17 protein-coding genes, 1 rRNA gene and 1 pseudogene are annotated in these 17,299 nt (G+C 57.1%); 8 read left to right on the forward strand and 11 right to left on the reverse strand.

The genetic code is table 11. The features are described from left to right. Nucleotides 1-2: 2 nt before the first annotated feature. Both msrA and msrB read right to left on the reverse strand, forming a co-directional pair. On the reverse strand, nt 3-521 hold the full coding sequence (msrA, locus tag G365_RS0118550; RefSeq protein WP_245554782.1) for a peptide-methionine (S)-S-oxide reductase MsrA: 519 nt from the start codon (nt 519-521) through the stop codon (nt 3-5). Further along, the gene (msrB, locus tag G365_RS0118555) at nt 518-970 is read right to left on the reverse strand and encodes a peptide-methionine (R)-S-oxide reductase MsrB (RefSeq protein WP_019647042.1); all 453 of its coding nucleotides are present in this window, start codon (nt 968-970) and stop codon (nt 518-520) included. Before msrB ends, msrA begins: the two co-directional genes overlap by 4 nt. Nucleotides 971-1,169: 199 nt before the next feature. On the opposite strand from msrB, the gene G365_RS0118560 reads away from it, so the two are divergent. The 4 genes from G365_RS0118560 (at nt 1,170) to G365_RS23280 (ending at nt 3,871) form a co-directional block, all read left to right on the forward strand. Beyond that, nucleotides 1,170-1,733, forward strand: coding sequence for an RNA polymerase sigma factor (locus G365_RS0118560; protein ID WP_019647043.1), 564 nt, complete (start codon nt 1,170-1,172; stop codon nt 1,731-1,733). Beyond that, nucleotides 1,730-2,206, forward strand: coding sequence for a hypothetical protein (locus G365_RS0118565; RefSeq protein WP_019647044.1), 477 nt, complete (start codon nt 1,730-1,732; stop codon nt 2,204-2,206). Before G365_RS0118560 ends, G365_RS0118565 begins: the two co-directional genes overlap by 4 nt. Next, nucleotides 2,203-2,655 (forward strand): periplasmic heavy metal sensor, encoded by a 453-nt coding sequence (locus G365_RS0118570; protein WP_019647045.1) that lies wholly within the window; start codon nt 2,203-2,205, stop codon nt 2,653-2,655. Before G365_RS0118565 ends, G365_RS0118570 begins: the two co-directional genes overlap by 4 nt. Before the next feature lie 154 nt (nt 2,656-2,809). Further along, nucleotides 2,810-3,871, forward strand: coding sequence for an EF-hand domain-containing protein (locus G365_RS23280; protein ID WP_019647046.1), 1,062 nt, complete (start codon nt 2,810-2,812; stop codon nt 3,869-3,871). Between the two features lie 132 nt (nt 3,872-4,003). Here G365_RS23280 and G365_RS0118580 read toward each other — a convergent pair whose 3' ends face one another. Further along, on the reverse strand, nt 4,004-5,173 hold the full coding sequence (locus tag G365_RS0118580) for an NAD-dependent epimerase/dehydratase family protein (protein ID WP_019647047.1): 1,170 nt from the start codon (nt 5,171-5,173) through the stop codon (nt 4,004-4,006). A 278-nt stretch (nt 5,174-5,451) separates the two neighbouring features. Between G365_RS0118580 and G365_RS0118585 the strand changes: the two genes are divergently transcribed. Then, nucleotides 5,452-6,528, forward strand: a complete 1,077-nt coding sequence (locus G365_RS0118585) for a nucleotidyltransferase domain-containing protein (RefSeq protein ID WP_019647048.1) — start codon at nt 5,452-5,454, stop codon at nt 6,526-6,528. 93 nt (nt 6,529-6,621) lie between these two features. Here G365_RS0118585 and G365_RS0118590 read toward each other — a convergent pair whose 3' ends face one another. From G365_RS0118590 to G365_RS24610, 3 genes are read right to left on the reverse strand one after another with little or no spacing between them, the layout of a single operon-like run. Further along, nucleotides 6,622-7,242 (reverse strand): sugar transferase, encoded by a 621-nt coding sequence (locus G365_RS0118590; RefSeq protein WP_019647049.1) that lies wholly within the window; start codon nt 7,240-7,242, stop codon nt 6,622-6,624. Further along, on the reverse strand, nt 7,239-8,240 hold the full coding sequence (locus G365_RS22365) for a DegT/DnrJ/EryC1/StrS family aminotransferase (RefSeq protein WP_019647050.1): 1,002 nt from the start codon (nt 8,238-8,240) through the stop codon (nt 7,239-7,241). Before G365_RS22365 ends, G365_RS0118590 begins: the two co-directional genes overlap by 4 nt. After that, nucleotides 8,161-8,400: a DegT/DnrJ/EryC1/StrS family aminotransferase gene (locus G365_RS24610; protein WP_245554783.1), complete on the reverse strand. Its 240-nt coding sequence runs from the start codon at nt 8,398-8,400 to the stop codon at nt 8,161-8,163. Before G365_RS24610 ends, G365_RS22365 begins: the two co-directional genes overlap by 80 nt. A gap of 103 nt (nt 8,401-8,503) precedes the next feature. Here G365_RS24610 and G365_RS0118600 point away from each other — a divergent pair, with 103 nt between their 5' ends. Beyond that, nucleotides 8,504-10,042, forward strand: coding sequence for a lipid II flippase MurJ (locus G365_RS0118600; RefSeq protein ID WP_019647051.1), 1,539 nt, complete (start codon nt 8,504-8,506; stop codon nt 10,040-10,042). 54 nt (nt 10,043-10,096) lie between these two features. Continuing rightward, on the forward strand, nt 10,097-11,284 hold the full coding sequence (locus G365_RS0118605; RefSeq protein ID WP_019647052.1) for a glycosyltransferase: 1,188 nt from the start codon (nt 10,097-10,099) through the stop codon (nt 11,282-11,284). 14 nt (nt 11,285-11,298) lie between these two features. Here the strand turns inward: G365_RS0118605 and G365_RS0118610 are convergent, their stop codons facing one another. Genes G365_RS0118610 through G365_RS24000 form a run of 3 tightly spaced genes read right to left on the reverse strand, consistent with a single transcriptional unit; the run spans nt 11,299 to nt 14,478 of the window. Further along, entirely contained in the window at nt 11,299-13,290 is a 1,992-nt protein-coding gene (locus G365_RS0118610; RefSeq protein WP_155976380.1) for an O-antigen ligase family protein, read from the reverse strand. A gap of 43 nt (nt 13,291-13,333) precedes the next feature. Continuing rightward, the gene (locus G365_RS0118615; RefSeq protein WP_019647054.1) at nt 13,334-13,594 is read right to left on the reverse strand and encodes a hypothetical protein; all 261 of its coding nucleotides are present in this window, start codon (nt 13,592-13,594) and stop codon (nt 13,334-13,336) included. Between the two features lie 20 nt (nt 13,595-13,614). Beyond that, nucleotides 13,615-14,478 carry an alpha/beta fold hydrolase gene (locus G365_RS24000; protein ID WP_155976381.1) on the reverse strand — a complete coding sequence of 288 codons (864 nt, stop codon included), beginning with the start codon at nt 14,476-14,478 and terminating at the stop codon, nt 13,615-13,617. Between the two features lie 293 nt (nt 14,479-14,771). Between G365_RS24000 and G365_RS0118625 the strand changes: the two genes are divergently transcribed. Further along, complete coding sequence (locus G365_RS0118625) at nt 14,772-15,875, forward strand: autotransporter outer membrane beta-barrel domain-containing protein (protein WP_155976382.1); 1,104 nt, start codon at nt 14,772-14,774, stop codon at nt 15,873-15,875. A gap of 238 nt (nt 15,876-16,113) precedes the next feature. Here G365_RS0118625 and G365_RS23670 read toward each other — a convergent pair. Further along, nucleotides 16,114-17,097 (reverse strand): annotated as a pseudogene (locus G365_RS23670) (IS630 family transposase); the annotation flags it as partial. 98 nt (nt 17,098-17,195) lie between these two features. Beyond that, nucleotides 17,196-17,299 (reverse strand): 5S ribosomal RNA (gene rrf / locus G365_RS0118635); the annotation flags it as partial.

A 17,299-nucleotide genomic window follows, 5' to 3' on the forward strand; every position in this document is an offset into this window, starting at 1 on the left:
CCTTAGCGGCTTCCGGGCAGGACCCAGCCGGGACGGGGGAAGTGGCAGGTATATCCGTTGGGGTAGCGGATCAGGTAATCCTGATGCTCCGGTTCCGCCTCCCAGAACGGCCCCGCCTCCGCGACTTCTGTCACCACCGGCCCCGGCCACAGCCCGCAGGCATCAATATCGGCAATCGTCTGCAACGCCACCTGACGCTGCTGTTCTGACAGCACATAAATGGCAGAGCGGTACGACAGACCGATATCATTGCCCTGACGGTTCAGGGTGCTGGGATCATGGATCTGGAAAAAGACCTCCAGCAGTCTCCTGTACGATAAGGCCTGCGGATCAAACCAGATATCCACCGCCTCGGCATGGGTGCCATGATTGCGGTAGGTCGCATCCGCGACATCACCGCCACTGTATCCGACCCGGGTTTCACGGACCCCGGGCAGACGGCGGATCAGATCCTGCATTCCCCAGAAGCAGCCCCCCGCCAGTATTGCCCGCTCCAGTCCTTCAGGGCGTCGGTCCATCATCCATTCTCCTCAACCGCATCAAGGTATGCGCCATAGCCTTCTTCTGCCATCCGGTGGCGCGGCACAAAACGCAGCGCGGCGGAATTGATGCAGTACCGCAGCCCACCACGGTCCGGGGGGCCATCGTCAAACACATGCCCCAGATGGCTGTCAGCATGCGCCGAGCGGACCTCAACCCGCACCATGCCATGGCTGGTATCGGTCAGCTCCTGCACGGCGACCGGAATCACCGGGCGGACAAAGCTGGGCCAGCCACAGCCGGAATCAAACTTGTCACCGGACAGAAAGAGGGGCTCACCGGAAACCACATCAACATACAGGCCCGGTTCCTTGGTATGCAGATACGCTCCGGTACCGGGATATTCCGTACCGTTCTGCTGGGTTACCCTATATTGCTCCGGGGTCAGGGCTTTCAGGGCATCATCGGTTTTACGGTAAGACACCATCATCGGCTCCGCTGGCTGTTGCCGGATCTTCTCTGCCCTGAAGATGGGACGGAGCGGCGGTCGCGTCTAGTCACAGATCAGTGTGGCAGACAAATAGAGACACCCCTGGGCCAGACGGACCATTGATGGATTTTCCGCGCAGGAAACCCCGGCAGCCCCCGTATAACAGTCATACAGAACGACACCGGGATCCAACACCACTGTGACCACGGACGATACCGCCCTTCTGGCCGCCGTAGCCAACGGTGATCATGGGGCATTCAGCACCCTGATGGACCGGCATGGACCGCGTGCGCTGGCACTTGCCATCCGCATGACCGGAACCCGGCAGGATGCGGAAGATATAGTGCAGGAAGCTTTTCTGCGCGTCTGGCGCCATGCCGGACGCTGGGATCCTTCCGGCGGGGCCCGGTTCAGCACCTGGCTGTACCGGATTGTTCTGAACCTGTGTCTGGATCGTAAGCGGCGTGCCCCAATGGCCCCGCTTGACGAAATCGCCGAACCTGAAGATCCATCCCCGGATGGTCTCCAGCAGTATTCCGGTGAGCAGGCCCGGGGATTGGTGCAGGAAGCGTTGGAAAGCCTGCCGGAACGGCAGCGGGCGGCCCTTGCTTTATGTTATTTTGGAAATGTTTCCGGTCAGGAAGCTGCGGACAGTTTAGAAATGTCTGTTTCGGCACTGGAGTCTCTGCTGGTACGGGGACGGCGGGCGCTGCGGACCTTCTTCACCAAGCGCGGCCTGAACCGATTGGGAGATGTGTTATGACTGAGGATCGGCTTCTGGAATGCCTTGATCTCTGGGGCTGCACTCTGGCCCGCTGGCCCGCTGCAGAGCGGACACAGGCAGAAGCCCTGCTTGCCAGCTCAGAAAAGGCCCGGGATCTTCTGACCCGTGAACAGATGATGGAACGCCTGCTGCAAAGTGCGGACCCGGTAGACATGCTGGATACCGCCGCCTTAGATCGGGTGAAAGCAGCGGTTTTTGCCTCCATTGCCTCGCCGCCCCTGAAACAGGCTGTACCGCCCCTGACCGTACAGATCGCAGACAGACTCCGCCGTTGGTTTGATCTGCCCGATCCCGTAGCGCCGTGGGGCCTGCGACTGGCGTCCGTCGTTCTTGTTGCTGCCCTGCTTGGCAGCCTGACCGCCCGCAGCATCACCCTGACCACAGCTTCCTCCGGTACTGCCCTCGAACAGATCGCGATGGCTACCCCTTATTCGCCGCTGGATGTGCAATGACCAAAATCTCGACCTGGGCCCTGATCGCCTCGCTGGGCTGTAACGCCTTCCTTGGGGCTGCTATCGCCACCCATTTCCTGAAAGACCCGCCGCCCCCGCCGCCGCCCGGCAGAATGCTGGAGGAAATGGCCGAGACCCTTCCCCCCGAGGATGCCCGCATCATGCGGCAGGCCATCGCCACCTACAGCACACTGCTGACCAAAGAACGCCATGAGGAGCAGTTTCAGCGGCTGAGGCAGACGCTGGCGGCAGACCCCTTCAATGCGGATGCCTTCCGGGCCGCTGAAGCAGAACTCCGGCAGCGGCAGACCGCGATGAGCGACGTCATCCTTGAGGTCGTACCGCGCCTGTCAGCCGAAGGCCGGAAAAAGCTGTCTGAATTCCGCCCTCCCCGCGGCCCCGGCAAGCCCCGTGGACCGGGAGAGCAGGACGGCCCCCCTCCACGTTGATGTCCCCCTCCTGCAACCGCAGGAAGAATGAAAGCTTTATCCAATTAAAAACAGAAAATCGTACATTTTTTTAAGATACCCCCGCAGGAAAGCCCCCTGAGCCGCGTTCAATCCCTGAAGCCCGCGTTTCTATCCGGCAGTCAGGGAGATCGCCATGTCGGTATCATCACTCTCAACCTCAGACCTGAGAACATCTCTGCTGTCCGGCGACCTCCGGACCGGCTCTGTGTCCGCACGGCGGACGCGGCAACAGGAGACAGACGCCTCGGCTCTGGCCGCCCTGATCTCCACCGGGCAGCAGCAGACCCAGCCCCAGTCCTTCCGCGATGCGCTGGAAGACAAACTGACCACCGCAGTCAGTAACGGCACCCTGTCGCAGGATGACGCTGATCTGATCCGGCAGGCGATGGATGAGCTGGATCAGCAGATCCAGACTGCATCCGCAACCGGTATGCAAGGGGCCAGAGGGCCGCAAGGCAAGCCTGATCCCGCAGACCTGTTTTCCAAGCTTGATGCCAACGGTGACGGGACACTGACGGAAGAAGAGTTTGTCGCCGGACGCCCCGATGATGTAAGCGAAGAGCAGGCTCAAGCCTTCTATGAACAGCTTGCAGGGACCAACACGTCTGGCCTGTCTGCTGATCAGTTCGTCAACGCCATGGCCAGCAACCGCCCGGAAGGACCTGGCGGGCGACCGGATCCGTCGGAGATGTTTTCAAACCTTGATGCGGACAGCGACGGCATTCTGACCAAAGAGGAATTCGTTGCCGGGCGCCCCGACGGTGTCAGTGAAGAAGACGCCGGAACCCTGTTCGACACTCTGGCCGGAAGCAATACCTCTGGCCTGAATGAAGAGCAGTTCACCACCGCCATGGCTCAGGCCGGTGGTGCCGGTGGTCCGCCCCCGGCTGGCGGCGGTGGCGGCAGTGGCGGCGGTAGCTCCGAAGAAAAAACGGAAATCAGCCGCACCAGCACCACGACAGGGTCGCAGACCGTGACCGTCATCACCTATTCCGACGGTAGCACTGAAACCACGACCGAAGCGGCTGCCGCGTCGGCCTCTTCAGCGACAGCCGCCGCCAGCTCTTCATCAGCGACGGACTCTGTCGCATCACGGCTGCTGTCGCTGCTTCAGACTCTGGGCGGCGGCGACACCAATGCCATGTCCTTCCTGAAGACGGCGATGACCGGTCGGCTCTATGACGTCCGCGCATAAAATATAGAAACTCCGGACATTGTCCTTGATGACCTGAATTCAGTGTCATCGGAGAATGGTCCATCCAACAGAAATGCCGCCTGTGTGAAAGGCGGCATTTCTATTTTATAAACCGGCATCAACGCCGCAGCATCACGACTTCCAGCGGGATGTGCAGAGAATACGCTCCCGGTCACAACGGTTTGCATACCGTTGCGCAACATGCATCACTTCCTGCAGAAGGCCTTCCTGCAACAAGGTCGGCTTCAGCCCCATATCCTGCAGGGTTCTCGCAATCGCTGGCAACGTATTCTGCGCCGCCTCGTTCCTCGGATTCTCCAGAAAGCTGACCTCAACGCCGGTCATCCCGGCGATCATCGCTGCCAGATCAGCAATGCGGTGTGTCTCGGTCATCTGATTGAGAATCCGGACCCGCTCTCCGTTTGCGGGGGGCGACTCCAAAGCCAGGGTCAGGCATTGAACAACGTCACGGATATGAATAAAGGCGCGAGTCTGCCCGCCTGTCCCGTGAACGGTCAGCGGATACCCGATTGCTGCCTGCATCAGAAAACGGTTGAGAACCGTACCGTAGTCACCGTCATAATCAAAACGGTTGATGAGGCGCTCATCCAGCAGGGTCTGGTCTGTATTGGTCCCCCAGACAATCCCTTGATGCAGATCGGTAATCTTCAGTTTGTCATTTTTATTGTAATAATAAAACAGCTCTTGATCCAGACACTTGGTCATGTGGTAAATGCTGCCCGGATCAGTCGGATGCCGGATCTCCTGCGTCACCGGACCGGAACCATCCAGAGACGGGATCTCAACCGTCAGATATCCTTCTGGAATCTGGGTCTTACCACCAGCACCATAGCCGTAAACACCCATCGTTCCCATGTGGACCAGATGAATGTCGAGGCCGCTCTCAACGATCGCGCAGAGCGTATTATGAGTCGCTGAAACGTTATTTTCGACAGTATACCGCTTATGCTTCGGCGATTTCATAGAATAAGGGGCAGCACGCTGCTCCGCCAGATGGACAATGGCATCCGGCCTGAAGCTCTGGAGAACGTCCAGAAGAGCATCGTAGTCTTTTGCGACATCAAGGGATTTCCAGACCAGATCCTTCCCGGTCTTTTCCTTCCAGGCAGCGATCCGTTCCGGTAAGGAGACGATGGGTGTCAGGGACCCGGCTTTCAGCTCGTCATCAGCGGAGCGCCGGGCGAGATTATCAATGATTACAACCTCATGGCCACGCGCAGACAAATGCAGTACGGTAGGCCATCCGCAAAAACCGTCACCACCCAGAACGATAACCTTCATCTTAACCCCTGATAAATCAATGCATAACGTTTTAGCGCTCAACGTCTTTTTTCTGCTCTTACCTTGCCTGAGCCAGACGAAAGTGGCAGGCTACGGCACACTATAACAGCAGGGTCGCGCCCCGGAGTGCTGGATAAAAATCCGGCATCTCTCCCTATTCGAGTGAGGCGGTTGTGAAATGTACTGATGCACACTCTGCCCTTGTCGTCCAGAACCCTCAACCGTCAAAAAAAAATTTGCTCTCCAACTCAGGGTGGGAAACCCCTGAGGAAAGTATAATGTTGGCCTTGTTGAGTCCACGCTGGGACAGCGTCACTCTGGCTGCCACCCTGAAACACCTCGAAGACTGGGATTTCTTTTTCGCCCTGATAAAGCGCCATCGGGTCTTTTCCCTTTGCGCAGACCGACTTCTGTCAGTCCTTTCCGCCTTCCCCGGCATACTTCCCGATCAGATTCCTCCCCTGCTCCACACCAGACTCCGTGCGAATATGCTGACCGGCATGCGGCAGATTGCCGAGGCCAGAAAGCTGTCGGCACTCCTTGAGGACAAGGGAATTCCCTGCGCTATTCTGAAAGGCGCTCCAGTCTCGGCTCTGGCCTTCGGAAGCCCGACTCTGCGGGATGCACGGGATATCGATATCCTCGTCGATACCCGAGATCTTGACGGGGCTGAAGCCTGCCTGACAGGCGCGGGTCTGTCGTTAGAGAAACCGACATTCCGATCCCAGTTCACCCGCACGCTCTTCCGGCGCTACTCCCATGAGTATCTGTTCAAAACACCGACGGGTATCTTAGTGGAACTGAAAACGCGGCTTCACCCAACGGAAAGCCTGACGCCACTGACGACAGCCGCAGCCCTTGGCCGGAGGCAATCTATCAGCATTCTGGATCAGACACTGCCCGTACTGGCAGCCGACGACCTGCTGATGTACCTGTGCAGTCACGGGGCCCGTCACTGCTGGTTCCGCCTGAAGTGGCTGGCTGATATTGCTGCTCTGGCGGCACAGATACCGGAACACGCATTGCTGGCCCAACTGGAAGCAGCCCGGAAAAGCGGATCTGAAGTCCCGCTTCTGGAAGGGCTTCTGCTTTCCCGGGATTGGCTGTCGTACCCACTTCCCCCCGCTATCGAGGACGCAGCCAGGGCGCATCCGCTCGTCACACGGCGGCGGTCTCTGCTTGCGCCGATCGTACAAAACAGCGATCCGCACCCTTTCAACAGCAGGCACCTTCAGGACGCCTGTGACAAGGCTGAACGCCTGCTGCGGGCGGATCGCAGATACCGCATCACAGTGCTGGAGAGGCATCTGATGGTACGCCTACGAAGCAGTGTCTTCTCCAGACTGACGTCGTAGGCACCTTGCCCCCCGTTTCAAAGGCTTCTTTTTAAAGGGCAGAGCACAGGTTTTCCCCCTGCTCAGGCGCACGCGTCATAAATACGCAGCCCCTTAAACCCTTAGGCGCACTCTGGCGACACGGGACCGCAGGCCCAGCAGAGCCGCCAGAGTCTGCTGGATCAACCACAGATCAAGCCAGACAGTTGCCCTGCGAACATAAAAACGGCAAAGGCGCAGCTTTTTCGGCACAAGGACTGTGCGATAATACTGATCGGGATCGTCTGCAGCCGCGAGAAGGCTCCCCTCATTGCGAAAAACAATGCTCGCGAAATCAGTCAGACCGGGGCGGACAGACAGAACAATGTTCTGATCTTCAGCAGGCCATACCTGTGTGTAGCGAGCCAATTCCGGTCGGGGGCCGACCAGACTCATATCTCCGACCAGAACGTTGAACAACTGTGGCAACTCATCAAGCTTACTGCGCCGCAGGTAGTGACCCAACGGCGTAATCCGCTCCCCTCCTTCCACACCATCCTCCCCCTGATCCTGCCGGGGGCGCATGGTGCGAAACTTATAAATCACAAAGGGTTTGCCTCTTACCCCAATGCGGGCCTGCCTGAAAAGGACCGGCGAGCGCGATTCGGCATAAATGACAACTGAAACAATAATAATGAGCGGAGAAAAAACAAAAATTGCAAAGATAGAAAATACTATATCGATAAATCTCTTCATGATGACAATATTGATCTCGTCACATCAATAACATACCGGACGTCATCATCCGTCATCGCAGAGAAAAGCGGAAGTGTCACAGTAGAATTAAAAACAGCTTCAGCCTGCGGGAAAGCGGCCTCAGTCACGCCTAACGTGGCCCGCCAGAACGAATGGCGATGCAAAGGAATATAATGGACGGCACATTGGACACCGTGCGCCGCCATGGCGGTCACAAAATCATTCCGGCCGATCGGTGCCTCAGAACTGAGACGGCAAATAAACAGATGCCATGCGTGGCGATCCCCTGACCGGGCATCTGCCGGAAGAATCAGCGGCAAGCCTGCCAGCTCATGCAGATAGCGCTGCGCAATCTCTGTCCGGCGAGCCCACATTCTGTCCAGCTTTGCCAGCTGCACCACCCCAAGGGAGGCAGCAATATCCGTCATATTGGCCTTAAGACCGGCCTCCGCCACGTCATACTGCCATGAATTCCCGCTCAACCGGCTAAAGGCATCCCTGTCGATACCATGCAGCCGAAGACGCCGCATGCAGGCGGCCAGATCCGGATCAGCCGTCGTGACCATCCCCCCTTCCCCGGTGGTGATACTCTTGGTCGTATAAAAGCTGAAGACAGAAGCCGTCGCTGCGCCGCTGCCGACAAGCCGGCCTTTCCAGGTGGTCGGCAAAGCATGGGCTGCATCCTCAATCACATGCAGGTTATGCTGATAGGCCAGTTCACCGATGACATCCATATCACAGGACAATCCTGCAAGATGGACCGGCAAGAGAACCTTGGTCCGGGGCGTGATTGCAGCCTCTATCTTTGCCGGATCAATAGTCAGGGTATGGGGATCAATATCGACCAGCACTGGCCGGGCCCCGAGATGATAGGCCGACATGGCCGTCGCAGAAAAGGTATTGGTGGTGGTGATCACCTCATCCCCCGGACCGACGCCCAACGCCTTCATGGCAATGGTCAGCCCGACAGTGGCGGAGGCAACACTGACCGCCTGCACGGCCCCCCCCCATGTAATCTGAAAAAGCGCGCTCAAACTCAAGCACGGAGGGGCCGGACGTCAGCCATCCCGACCGAAGCGTCCGGACGACAGCGTCAATGTCTTTCTCGCCGATATCAGCGCGTGACTGAGGAACACGATACCCTCGCAGCACACTCATCCTCAACAGCACCTCTATCCTGATACGTGGCGTTGCTTCATATTAGCGGTGAAGAAGGCGATCCACAATCAGATCACCCGCAGAAAATGAAACAGGACCAATCATGCGACCTGATGTGGTCGGGCGGAAAACAGTCTTTACCTTATATCTTCTGACGCTGGCGTCGATGATGTCGGGGTACCTGCGGGAAATGAGCCTGGCGACCACGTTCGGAGCAGGCTCCCTTACCGACTCCTATCTGTCTGTTATCACTATCATCCGGCTTGTCTGTGATACAATACCATCGGCTATGTTGCTCGCGACCATAATCCCTTCCGTCTCGTCCCTGCTTGACCGCCCGGAACGGGTCCGCGCCCATGTGCTGACGGTGACAGTCCTGACCACAGCCATTATGACCTTAGGCTTAGCCCTTCTCATCTGGGGCTGTATGCCTTTTCTTTTACCCCTGTTAACCCCGGGGTTTGATCCGGAGAGGCTGGGTATCGCCCGGTCGATGACCTCTGCCATCGTGTGGTTCATGCCCATTCATTGCACCGGCATGGCCCTGACTCTTTTTCTGAACGCTCATGGCAGGTTTCGGATTGCCGCAGCCACTCCGCTGATTTCCAACGGTGTCTTCATCCTCAGTCTGGCCCTGACCCCTGACTGGGATGCTGTCAGCAGGCTGTGGCTGGCCACACTATCGGGTCCGACTCTTACCGTCCTGCTGCTTGGCAGACAGGTCATCCGCCAGAAGCTGTTCTATTATGCACCGTCACCGGAGGCCTCAGTCGCGCTCAGGCAGATCCGGATCACAGCTTGGCCAGTTCTATTCTCCTTAGGGCTGACCAGTAGCATCGGCCTGCTGATGATCTGCCAGCTGATGATCCGGGGGTACGGTTCAATGATGGAGGGGGGAACAATCGCGGCCCTTTCTTTCGCTTTTAGGCTGTATGAAGTACCGGTTTCGATGACGGCGAATATCGCTGCGACTCTCTCACTGCCTATTCTCTCACGATACTATGCTAACGGACAGCAGCAAGATTTTACCCGGGTCTGTCGTGACCTTCTGGAATGGGGACTGCTTCTGCTGACCCCTGTTGCTGTGTTTACAGCTCTGGAAGCACCGTCTCTGGTCCGCATCCTGCTCGCCCATGGGAATTTTACATCAGAAGATGCCTCTCAGACAGCCGCTGCCCTGACTGGCTTTGCCCCGGCCATTGTCTTCGAAGCCGGGCTTGTCGTCTTTTATCGGGCGTTCTATGCAGCGCACCGCACCCGTGCCGCAATGGGGGTTTCCCTGATTGTTATCGCCACGCTTGGCTTGTTGTTAACACTGATACCAATACACACAATACAGGGCCTTTCTCTTGCCTTCAGTACAAGCCTGGCAATCGGGATGATGTCAGTACTCTTCCTACTAACACATCAGACAGGATGCAAAATAACCCCAAATTTACCCTCAATCATTACCATGATCCCTTTGTTTTTTATAGCTCACATCATAAGCATACTTCCAGAAAGGCCGCCGCTGGTTGGTGGACTTGGATTTATGCTATTATATAGCTCCGCGTTTCTTATTCTATTCCCTAAATATCGAAAATCTCTGATACAACAAATCACCTTCCGGAAGAACGCGGCGCAAAAGATGGGAAGCGACTGAAGGCCTCTCCCAGAACGCCCCTCTTCCTGCCCTTTACCAAAAAGATGCCCCGTAATGGACACTGTCGCGACCTGCACCTTCTGGATAGCTTTTGCCACTCTGTTTCACATTTATCTTGGTTATGAAAAACTCCTGAGGGTGTTCGCCGCTCTCCTCAGGCGACAGCCCCCTTTTTATGCCGATCCAGCCGATACAACCGTTACAGTGCTGCTGACAGTGCATAATGAGGCTGACAATATCATCGCCCGACTTGATAACCTTCTGGGGCAGGATTTTCCGGCAGACCGGCTGGATATCTTTATTGTCTCAGATGGCTCGACCGATGAAACCGTCGCACTGGCAGATACCTATATCCGGCAACACGCATCCCGCCGGATCACCCTTCTGCCGCTGACGGGACAGAACGGGAAATCCATGGCCCAGAATCAGGCGCTGCCTCATCTGAAGGGGGAGATTGTTGTTCTGACCGATGCCGCGACCCGCTTCGCGCCAGACTTCATCAGCCAAATTTCCAGCCATTTCACAGACCCCAAAGTCGGTTGTGTCACCGGTACCGTGGCCTTCGGTAAAGATCAGAGTGCTGTTGCGCACGGTCAAAACCGATACTGGCAATCAGAGATGACAATGCGGGACTGCGAAAGCCGACTGAACATTCTTGTCGTCGCCAGCGGACAGGCCATGGCAGTCCGGCGGCAATTACTCCGGCCCCTACCGGCCCATGTAGGGGATGACTGCATTATTCCTTTGGATGTTGTCGCAGCCGGGGCACTGGTGCGTCATGCCGCCACGGCGATCGCCCATGATGTCAATGAAACCCGCATCCACCGGGAACTGCGCGCCCGGGCCCGGATGACAGCCCGCAACTGGACCGGAACGTGGATGCACCCGCGCCTCTTGTCCCCCTTACATCACCCCGGCCTTGCTTTTGCCTTATGGTCTCACAAACTGTTGCGCTGGCTCAGTCCAGTGCTGCTGGCGATGATGGCAGGCAGTGCTCTTCTCCTCAGCCATATGCCTTTCTACGCTGTAACCTGTGGGCTGGGCGTTGTGTTTACTGTCTGTGCTGGCATCGGATTGATTGCCCCACAACCGACAGAAGGCAGCCACCCCGCAGGACTCAGGCTGTTCCTGCGGCTGTCACGGCTTTGCTTTGCCTTTGCCCTTGCCCAGTTCGGGTTTCTGAAAGGTCTGTGGATTGCTATGACCGGGAAACGGATCCACGCCTATAGCAATCGCCGCTGAAAAACACTGGCCGCCTACTGCAGAACCTGCTTCACCTCGGGGGCCAAGGGCATGAACCGCTCCAGCCCCGCCTGTACAGCCTGCCGCATCAGGACCAACCCGGTCGCCTGCTGCCGGGGATCCCTGTCCTGTAACAGCAGAATCCCCTCAAACCAGACCAACACAGGATGACTCGGTTCAAAAGCCTTTACATAAGTGACCATCTCCACAAGACGGGCTTCTTTCTTACGGGCCAACAGCCAGTTAAAATAGGGGCTTAGAACATCAATACGCTGAGGCGCAACGCGCAGAAAAGAACGAAGCCGCGCCTCCCAGATCAGAGCAAGGCCCTCCTCATCCGCCCATGCAAGAGGGTGCTCAGGCGGTAAAAACGCCTGCGCCGATAACAGACTCACACTTGTGAGCAGCCCACTCGGCATTTGATAGTTCTCGGCCTGCCCCCCGAACCACTGCTGCGCCTGCCGGAACCGTTCCGCCTTTTCCGCAGTCATCTCAGCCTGCGCCATCGCCTCCGTCAGCACCGCGGCAGAACCCCGGCCATCCTGCCGTATATCAAGGACGGTCGCAGGATACGGAGCCTCTCTATCAAGCAGGGCATGCCGCAGCTCGTTTTCCTGCCAGCTACTGGCCAGTGATGCGCAGGCTGCTGCCACAAGCAGCACACTGACGAAAGCCCCTGCCCCCAGAAGAAGCTTTTTCGGGCACGACAAAAGCCACCTCAGATCCCCCCCCACGGCCCGGGGACGACCGATGACAGCCCCGCAGCCAATGGCAATGAAAGGAAGGCTAGCTGGAATCATAAACCACAAGGAGTCGAGAACCCCCCAACTCAGCACAAAAGCAACGGCAATCCAGCGACGGGCATAGCCCCCGGAGAGAAGAAGGCCAACCGGGAGCAAAACAGCAAGACAGGCCCCGGGGAGACCAACAGAAACCAATGCCTCAAGAATGGCATTGTGGCTGTGAAAAATATCCCGCTCGACCCCTCCCCATTCAGAGCCATAAAGATGAATGTCGGCGGACGCCAGATGCTGCGCCATTTGTTCAGGCACAGCCCCCCAACCGCGCCCAACCAACAAGGGGGTGCCTTCGGTCAGCAACGGTGGGAGGAGAATTTCGAAGATGACGGACCGCGACCAGAGTGTATGCGCGACCCCTGCCAACTGCGCGCCGAAAAGGGCAATCCCCAATGTCGGCAACAGACTGCCTGCTGCCACGACACCCCAGCTGAACCAACGCCTCCAGTGATCTTGTAACCAATGCCGCCCCCACCAGCAGACCGCCAGCAGCAAAGGCAGCGAAAGCCACTGCGAACGGTTCCTGCCAGCAAGGGCAATCACCACACAGCATCCGGCAAGCAGCAACGCAGACCGGGGCTTTTTCTGCAGCCACAGCACACAGGCCGCAATCGTCAGACCCAGCGCCGGATAGGCCAGATACTCATTGAATTGCAGAAAACGCGGTAGCAAAGAAAACGGAGGGTCGTTGAGTTCCGGCACCAGATCTATACGCTTCAGCAGGGCAAGAATGGCCGCAACAAGCGACGAGACCGCAGAAGCCCAGATCAGCCGGCACCAAACCCCTGGAAAAGACTGCACCACAATGGCAGCCGCAATACAGGCGGCAAAAGCAACGTACCACAAAACACCCTGCCCGGTCTGGGCTACACCAAAAACAGACCGCCACGGGTTTTCAGAAAATGGCAACGCCACAACAGACCATGCAGCTATGGCACAGAAGGCCAACACCATCGGGTGCCCAACCGAACGGCGGGCGAGCCGGCTTTTGACACTCAACCCCGTTAATCCGGCAAGGCAGAGAGCGGCCCCACACCACAGGCCGATCACCATCGGCTGGGTCTCTCCCCATGCCCCCAAAAAAAAGACGGGATGAGCCAGCCAGATCAGGTTGGATGCCAGAAAAAGCCCAAAAACCAGCAGAGACAGCCAGAAGCGGTTGCCGGACAATAACCGGGCAGGCCGGTATTCACGTCTGTTACTTTGCACGGATTAATCCATCAGCCCCATAAAATGCGCGGAGCTCTGCATTCTATGGCTTAGCAGGTTTCGATGCGCCCGCAACCGGAGAGGATTGCCCCTGCGGAACTGCCTGCATTGGCTTGGTCTGCGCCTGTTCAGCCGTCGGGCCTTCAGTTTGCTTCCGGGCGGCTTCAACCGCGGCGGCAGTGGCCTGAGCGGAAACCTGGGAAGACACCGGAGCCAATGTCGCCTGTGCTATCGCCGCCGGAGTAAAGGACCCAACCGACAGAGCCATACTGGCCGCCAGTATCAAGGCATGAGATACCTTCATCGCACCCTCCTTTATTCAAATTAGCGCCATCCGGTAATGATAGCCGTTTCCGGCCTGCGGACCAACTCCGACCATCCATCAATCCAACAGCACTGATGATCATAGTCCGCCTTTTCAACCAGCCGGGCATTTGATGGGCTTCCTAACTTACTTAAATATGAGCGGACAACTGCAGGAGGGACAACGTCATCCTGGCCACCAACAAAATGGATCTGAGGGATTCCCCTAAGCCGCTGAGCATCATCTACCGGATCAAGAGAGCCGCTCAAGGGGGCGAGATTATCCGCACGGGTCCAATATCCGAGGTCAAGGTTCGCCGCCACGGTGACAAAGCCCGTCACATCTGTACGCCGCGCCGCCAGTAAGGCCGCAACAGCCCCTCCCCCCGAATAACCGACAAGAACGACCTTCTGCGCCCCGGTTCGTTGCTTCAGGTCATCAACCACCCGGCCGATGCTTTCAATAATTTCAGGGGCATAACGGTGGCTGGTCCAATAGGCCACAGCACACCCCTTGGCGGTCGCCGAGTCGGTATACTGGCAGGGACGGGCAACCCATGCCGCAGGGGTCGGATTAAGGAGTGCCATCCTCAAAGCAACCGGTGTCGCTGGAGTCGGATCAGCTGAAGGCGTTGATGCCCCTGAAAATGCACGCCCATCCCCTTCCAGATACACTGTCAGAGGGCGCCCGTTTGCCGGTACAGAGGAAAAGGCGGCAGCGACAGAAAAGCGCCCGGTATCAACTTTTGCGTACGACCAGCCAGCCTGCTTTGCGTATGCAGAAGCCTGCGTTCTGCCAGGGAGTAAATTAGGAGATGAACAAGCCGAAAGGAAATAGGTGAAAAACAAAAAAGCGACACATCTGAACGCTGAAAGCCTTTTCATGCAGGCGCATCCTCCCCGTTAATTTTTTACCGTCGGCTTAAAAGTCGAATATGCTCGTATGAGATTTTCAAGAACTTACCCAAAAAAGATCATTCTATTCATTTTTTAAGACCCATATAGCTATAATAATATCGATATAAATTTTCGAAACCCGCCCGGCTTCTCTCAGGCACATGAGAACAGTCAGGCACAAAGACGACTGTATAAATACATTTATCCCCCCACTCTGCCATCTGCAGCTTTGCGAAGTCTTGCATTATGAGCAACATAGGGGTAACTAAGACACTCTTGGATTGTCCTTAAAAAATGATGGAGCGACAATGTTGCATAGAACGCTTCGCTGGGGTGCAGTTCTTGTCGCCCTTGGCTGCTTCTCTCCTCTGGCAGCAAACGCAGCTTCCACCTATGGCGCGGCGGCCCCCTCTGCAATCGTCGCTCCTCAGGTGACACAGCAGGCAGCAACGCAGACGACAAGCCTGCTTGCTGGGCGCATCAGTCAGGCCGTGTCCAACGTGACCGGTTCAATTGGCGGCGGCCCTCAGCCGAGCTTCTCACCTAGCCCGGGGCGTGTCTCTGGGCTGAACCAGCAAGGTAAAGCGGCCGGTGATCCGGTTAAAGATACTGCCTTGTGGATGAATGCTGGAAACGCTTGGGTCGAAAACGATCAGGACGGCGTTAACTTTGACGGTACGATTCAAACGGCAATCGTCGGTATCGACCATCAGATTACAGACAACTGGCTGGTCGGTGTCGCTGCTGGCTACGAGCACCCCGACGTCACCACGAAATTTAACAACGGTACCTTCAAGGGCAATAACTTTGCTCTGTTCCCGTATGCTGCCTACATTATCAACAAAAACTTCAGCCTGAATGCTGTCGCGGGTTATACGTTGGTCAACTATGACACCACACGGAATAACGGCGCGGTCACAGGATCGATCGAAGGTGATCGCCTGTTCGGTAACCTGAACGCGACGGCAAGCACCACCATTAATAACTGGGGGCTGTCGAGCACTGCCGGGTATATGTGGCTTCTGGAAACCCAGGACGCCTATACAGAAACCGGTGTCGGCGCAAACCGGAATGAAGAGAATCAGGTCCGGCTCGGGCAGCTTCGCTGGACCAACAAGGCTGGCTATACGCTGGAACAAGACTGGGGCAGCATCACGCCGTACGGGTCTGTCCGTCTGGAATACGATGCCAGCCATACTCCGACAGGAGTAGCTGATGCGATTGGAACACCCGTCGCCAATGATCGCTTCGGCGCCACCTTTGGTATTGGTGCGGATGCAAAGGTCGGTGATGACATTTCCGTCAGCCTCGAAGGCACTTCCAGCGAATTCCGCGAACATCTGAGCACTTACGCAGTTAGCGGGACTGTACGGATTAAGTTCTAAACCCTTTCCAAAAATAAGTTATAAGTAAAAAAATAGGGCCGGATTAATACTCCGGCCCTATTCTTTATTGACAGCCTTCCACTAAAGGCTCATGTCGAGAGGTCGCCCCAAAAATTAGATAGAATGTTAAGTTATTCTTCAGCTTGGGCAGGCTGAAATTTATGAGTAAAGTAACGATGGTCTGCTATCGCTCGATCCGGCCCAACGACAGCGCCCGGCTTATACCAACATGCGGTGATCAAAACCCATGCGCCCACTGACGGAGACCGATAGACATGATCTTCCATGGCTGGTCGATGAGCTTGTTCCAGGCATGGCAGCAGAGGGTGATGATTTGGTCGTAGGACTCGAATACGCGGTTAGACAGCCAGTTGTCGCGGATGAACTGCCAGATATTTTCCACCGGGTTGAGTTCGGGGGATCGGGGCGGCAGAGGCAGGATGGTGATGTTGGCGGGCACGGCCAGTTTGTCGGTGGTGTGCCATCCGGCTTGGTCCACCATGAGTACCGCGTGCGCGCCGGGCGCCACTTGAGAGGCGATCTCATTCAGATGCCACTGCATGGCCTGGGTGTCGCAGCGGGGGAGGACAAGGGCGGCGCCGACACCGCGCTCGGGGCAGATGGCGCCAAAGATATAAGCTGACTTGGTGCGCTGGTCTTTGCGCGCCACGGGACGGGTCCCGCGCTTGGCCCAGCGTCGCGTAATCTTGTTTTTCTGACCACCCCGGGCCTCGGCAGCTCTATGCAGGTTCCTGCCGGTAAGGCGGACCGAACCGCCGCCAGTTCGATGGGGAAATTTTTTAAAATCCTCAATGGCCTCGCCGTTCTGGGCATGGTGACGAGGGCGGGCCGACAGCTTGCGGAATCCCATCGCCTTCAATTCGCGCCCCACTGTCGTCTCGTTCAGCGAGATGCCGAATTCCTCGAAGATCCACTGCACCAGATCCTTCAGCTGCCAGCGCACGACGCCGACGACCGCCGCGATCGGCCCGTGATCCACCTTTTCGGCCACTGCCTGACGCTGGGCGGCATTCAGCTTCGGCGTTTGCCCCGGAGCCTTGCGGTCAATCAGCCCGTACAGCCCCTGCACGTTGAAGCGCAGAACCCAGTCCCGAACGATTTGCAGGCGGCTCCCCCCCAATTTGGCCGCCGATCTCCGGCTGCCTCCATCGCAGATCGACGCCAGTGCCAGCAACCGCCGCGTTTTTTTCCGGGACGCACGAAAAAACCACCCAGCTTTTGTCTGGGTGGTTTTGTGTTCCTGCTGGAACGTATCGTGAGAAGCGATGCGTCGTTTACTGTGTGACGTGCGTTTAGAAGACCTGGCAGTTACCTACTCTCCCGCATCTTAGGATGAAGTACCATTGGCGCGACTGGTTTTCACGGCCGAGTTCGGGATGGGATCGGGTGTTTCCACAGCGCTA

Origin of the sequence: Novispirillum itersonii subsp. itersonii ATCC 12639 (assembly GCF_000381985.1) — a bacterium.
Lineage (GTDB): Bacteria > Pseudomonadota > Alphaproteobacteria > Rhodospirillales > Rhodospirillaceae > Novispirillum > Novispirillum itersonii.

Coding starts and splice junctions, on each gene's coding strand:
- G365_RS0118585 (WP_019647048.1), top strand. CDS start 5,452: ATGTTGGCCTTGTTGAGTCCACGCTGGGACAGCGTCACTCTGGCTGCC.
- G365_RS24610 (WP_245554783.1), bottom strand. CDS start 8,400: ATGAGTGTGCTGCGAGGGTATCGTGTTCCTCAGTCACGCGCTGATATC.
- G365_RS0118570 (WP_019647045.1), top strand. CDS start 2,203: ATGACCAAAATCTCGACCTGGGCCCTGATCGCCTCGCTGGGCTGTAAC.
- G365_RS24000 (WP_155976381.1), bottom strand. CDS start 14,478: ATGAAAAGGCTTTCAGCGTTCAGATGTGTCGCTTTTTTGTTTTTCACC.
- G365_RS0118565 (WP_019647044.1), top strand. CDS start 1,730: ATGACTGAGGATCGGCTTCTGGAATGCCTTGATCTCTGGGGCTGCACT.
- G365_RS0118580 (WP_019647047.1), bottom strand. CDS start 5,173: ATGAAGGTTATCGTTCTGGGTGGTGACGGTTTTTGCGGATGGCCTACC.
- G365_RS0118605 (WP_019647052.1), top strand. CDS start 10,097: ATGGACACTGTCGCGACCTGCACCTTCTGGATAGCTTTTGCCACTCTG.
- G365_RS0118615 (WP_019647054.1), bottom strand. CDS start 13,594: ATGAAGGTATCTCATGCCTTGATACTGGCGGCCAGTATGGCTCTGTCG.
- msrA (WP_245554782.1), bottom strand. CDS start 521: ATGATGGACCGACGCCCTGAAGGACTGGAGCGGGCAATACTGGCGGGG.
- msrB (WP_019647042.1), bottom strand. CDS start 970: ATGATGGTGTCTTACCGTAAAACCGATGATGCCCTGAAAGCCCTGACC.
- G365_RS0118590 (WP_019647049.1), bottom strand. CDS start 7,242: ATGAAGAGATTTATCGATATAGTATTTTCTATCTTTGCAATTTTTGTT.
- G365_RS23280 (WP_019647046.1), top strand. CDS start 2,810: ATGTCGGTATCATCACTCTCAACCTCAGACCTGAGAACATCTCTGCTG.
- G365_RS0118600 (WP_019647051.1), top strand. CDS start 8,504: ATGCGACCTGATGTGGTCGGGCGGAAAACAGTCTTTACCTTATATCTT.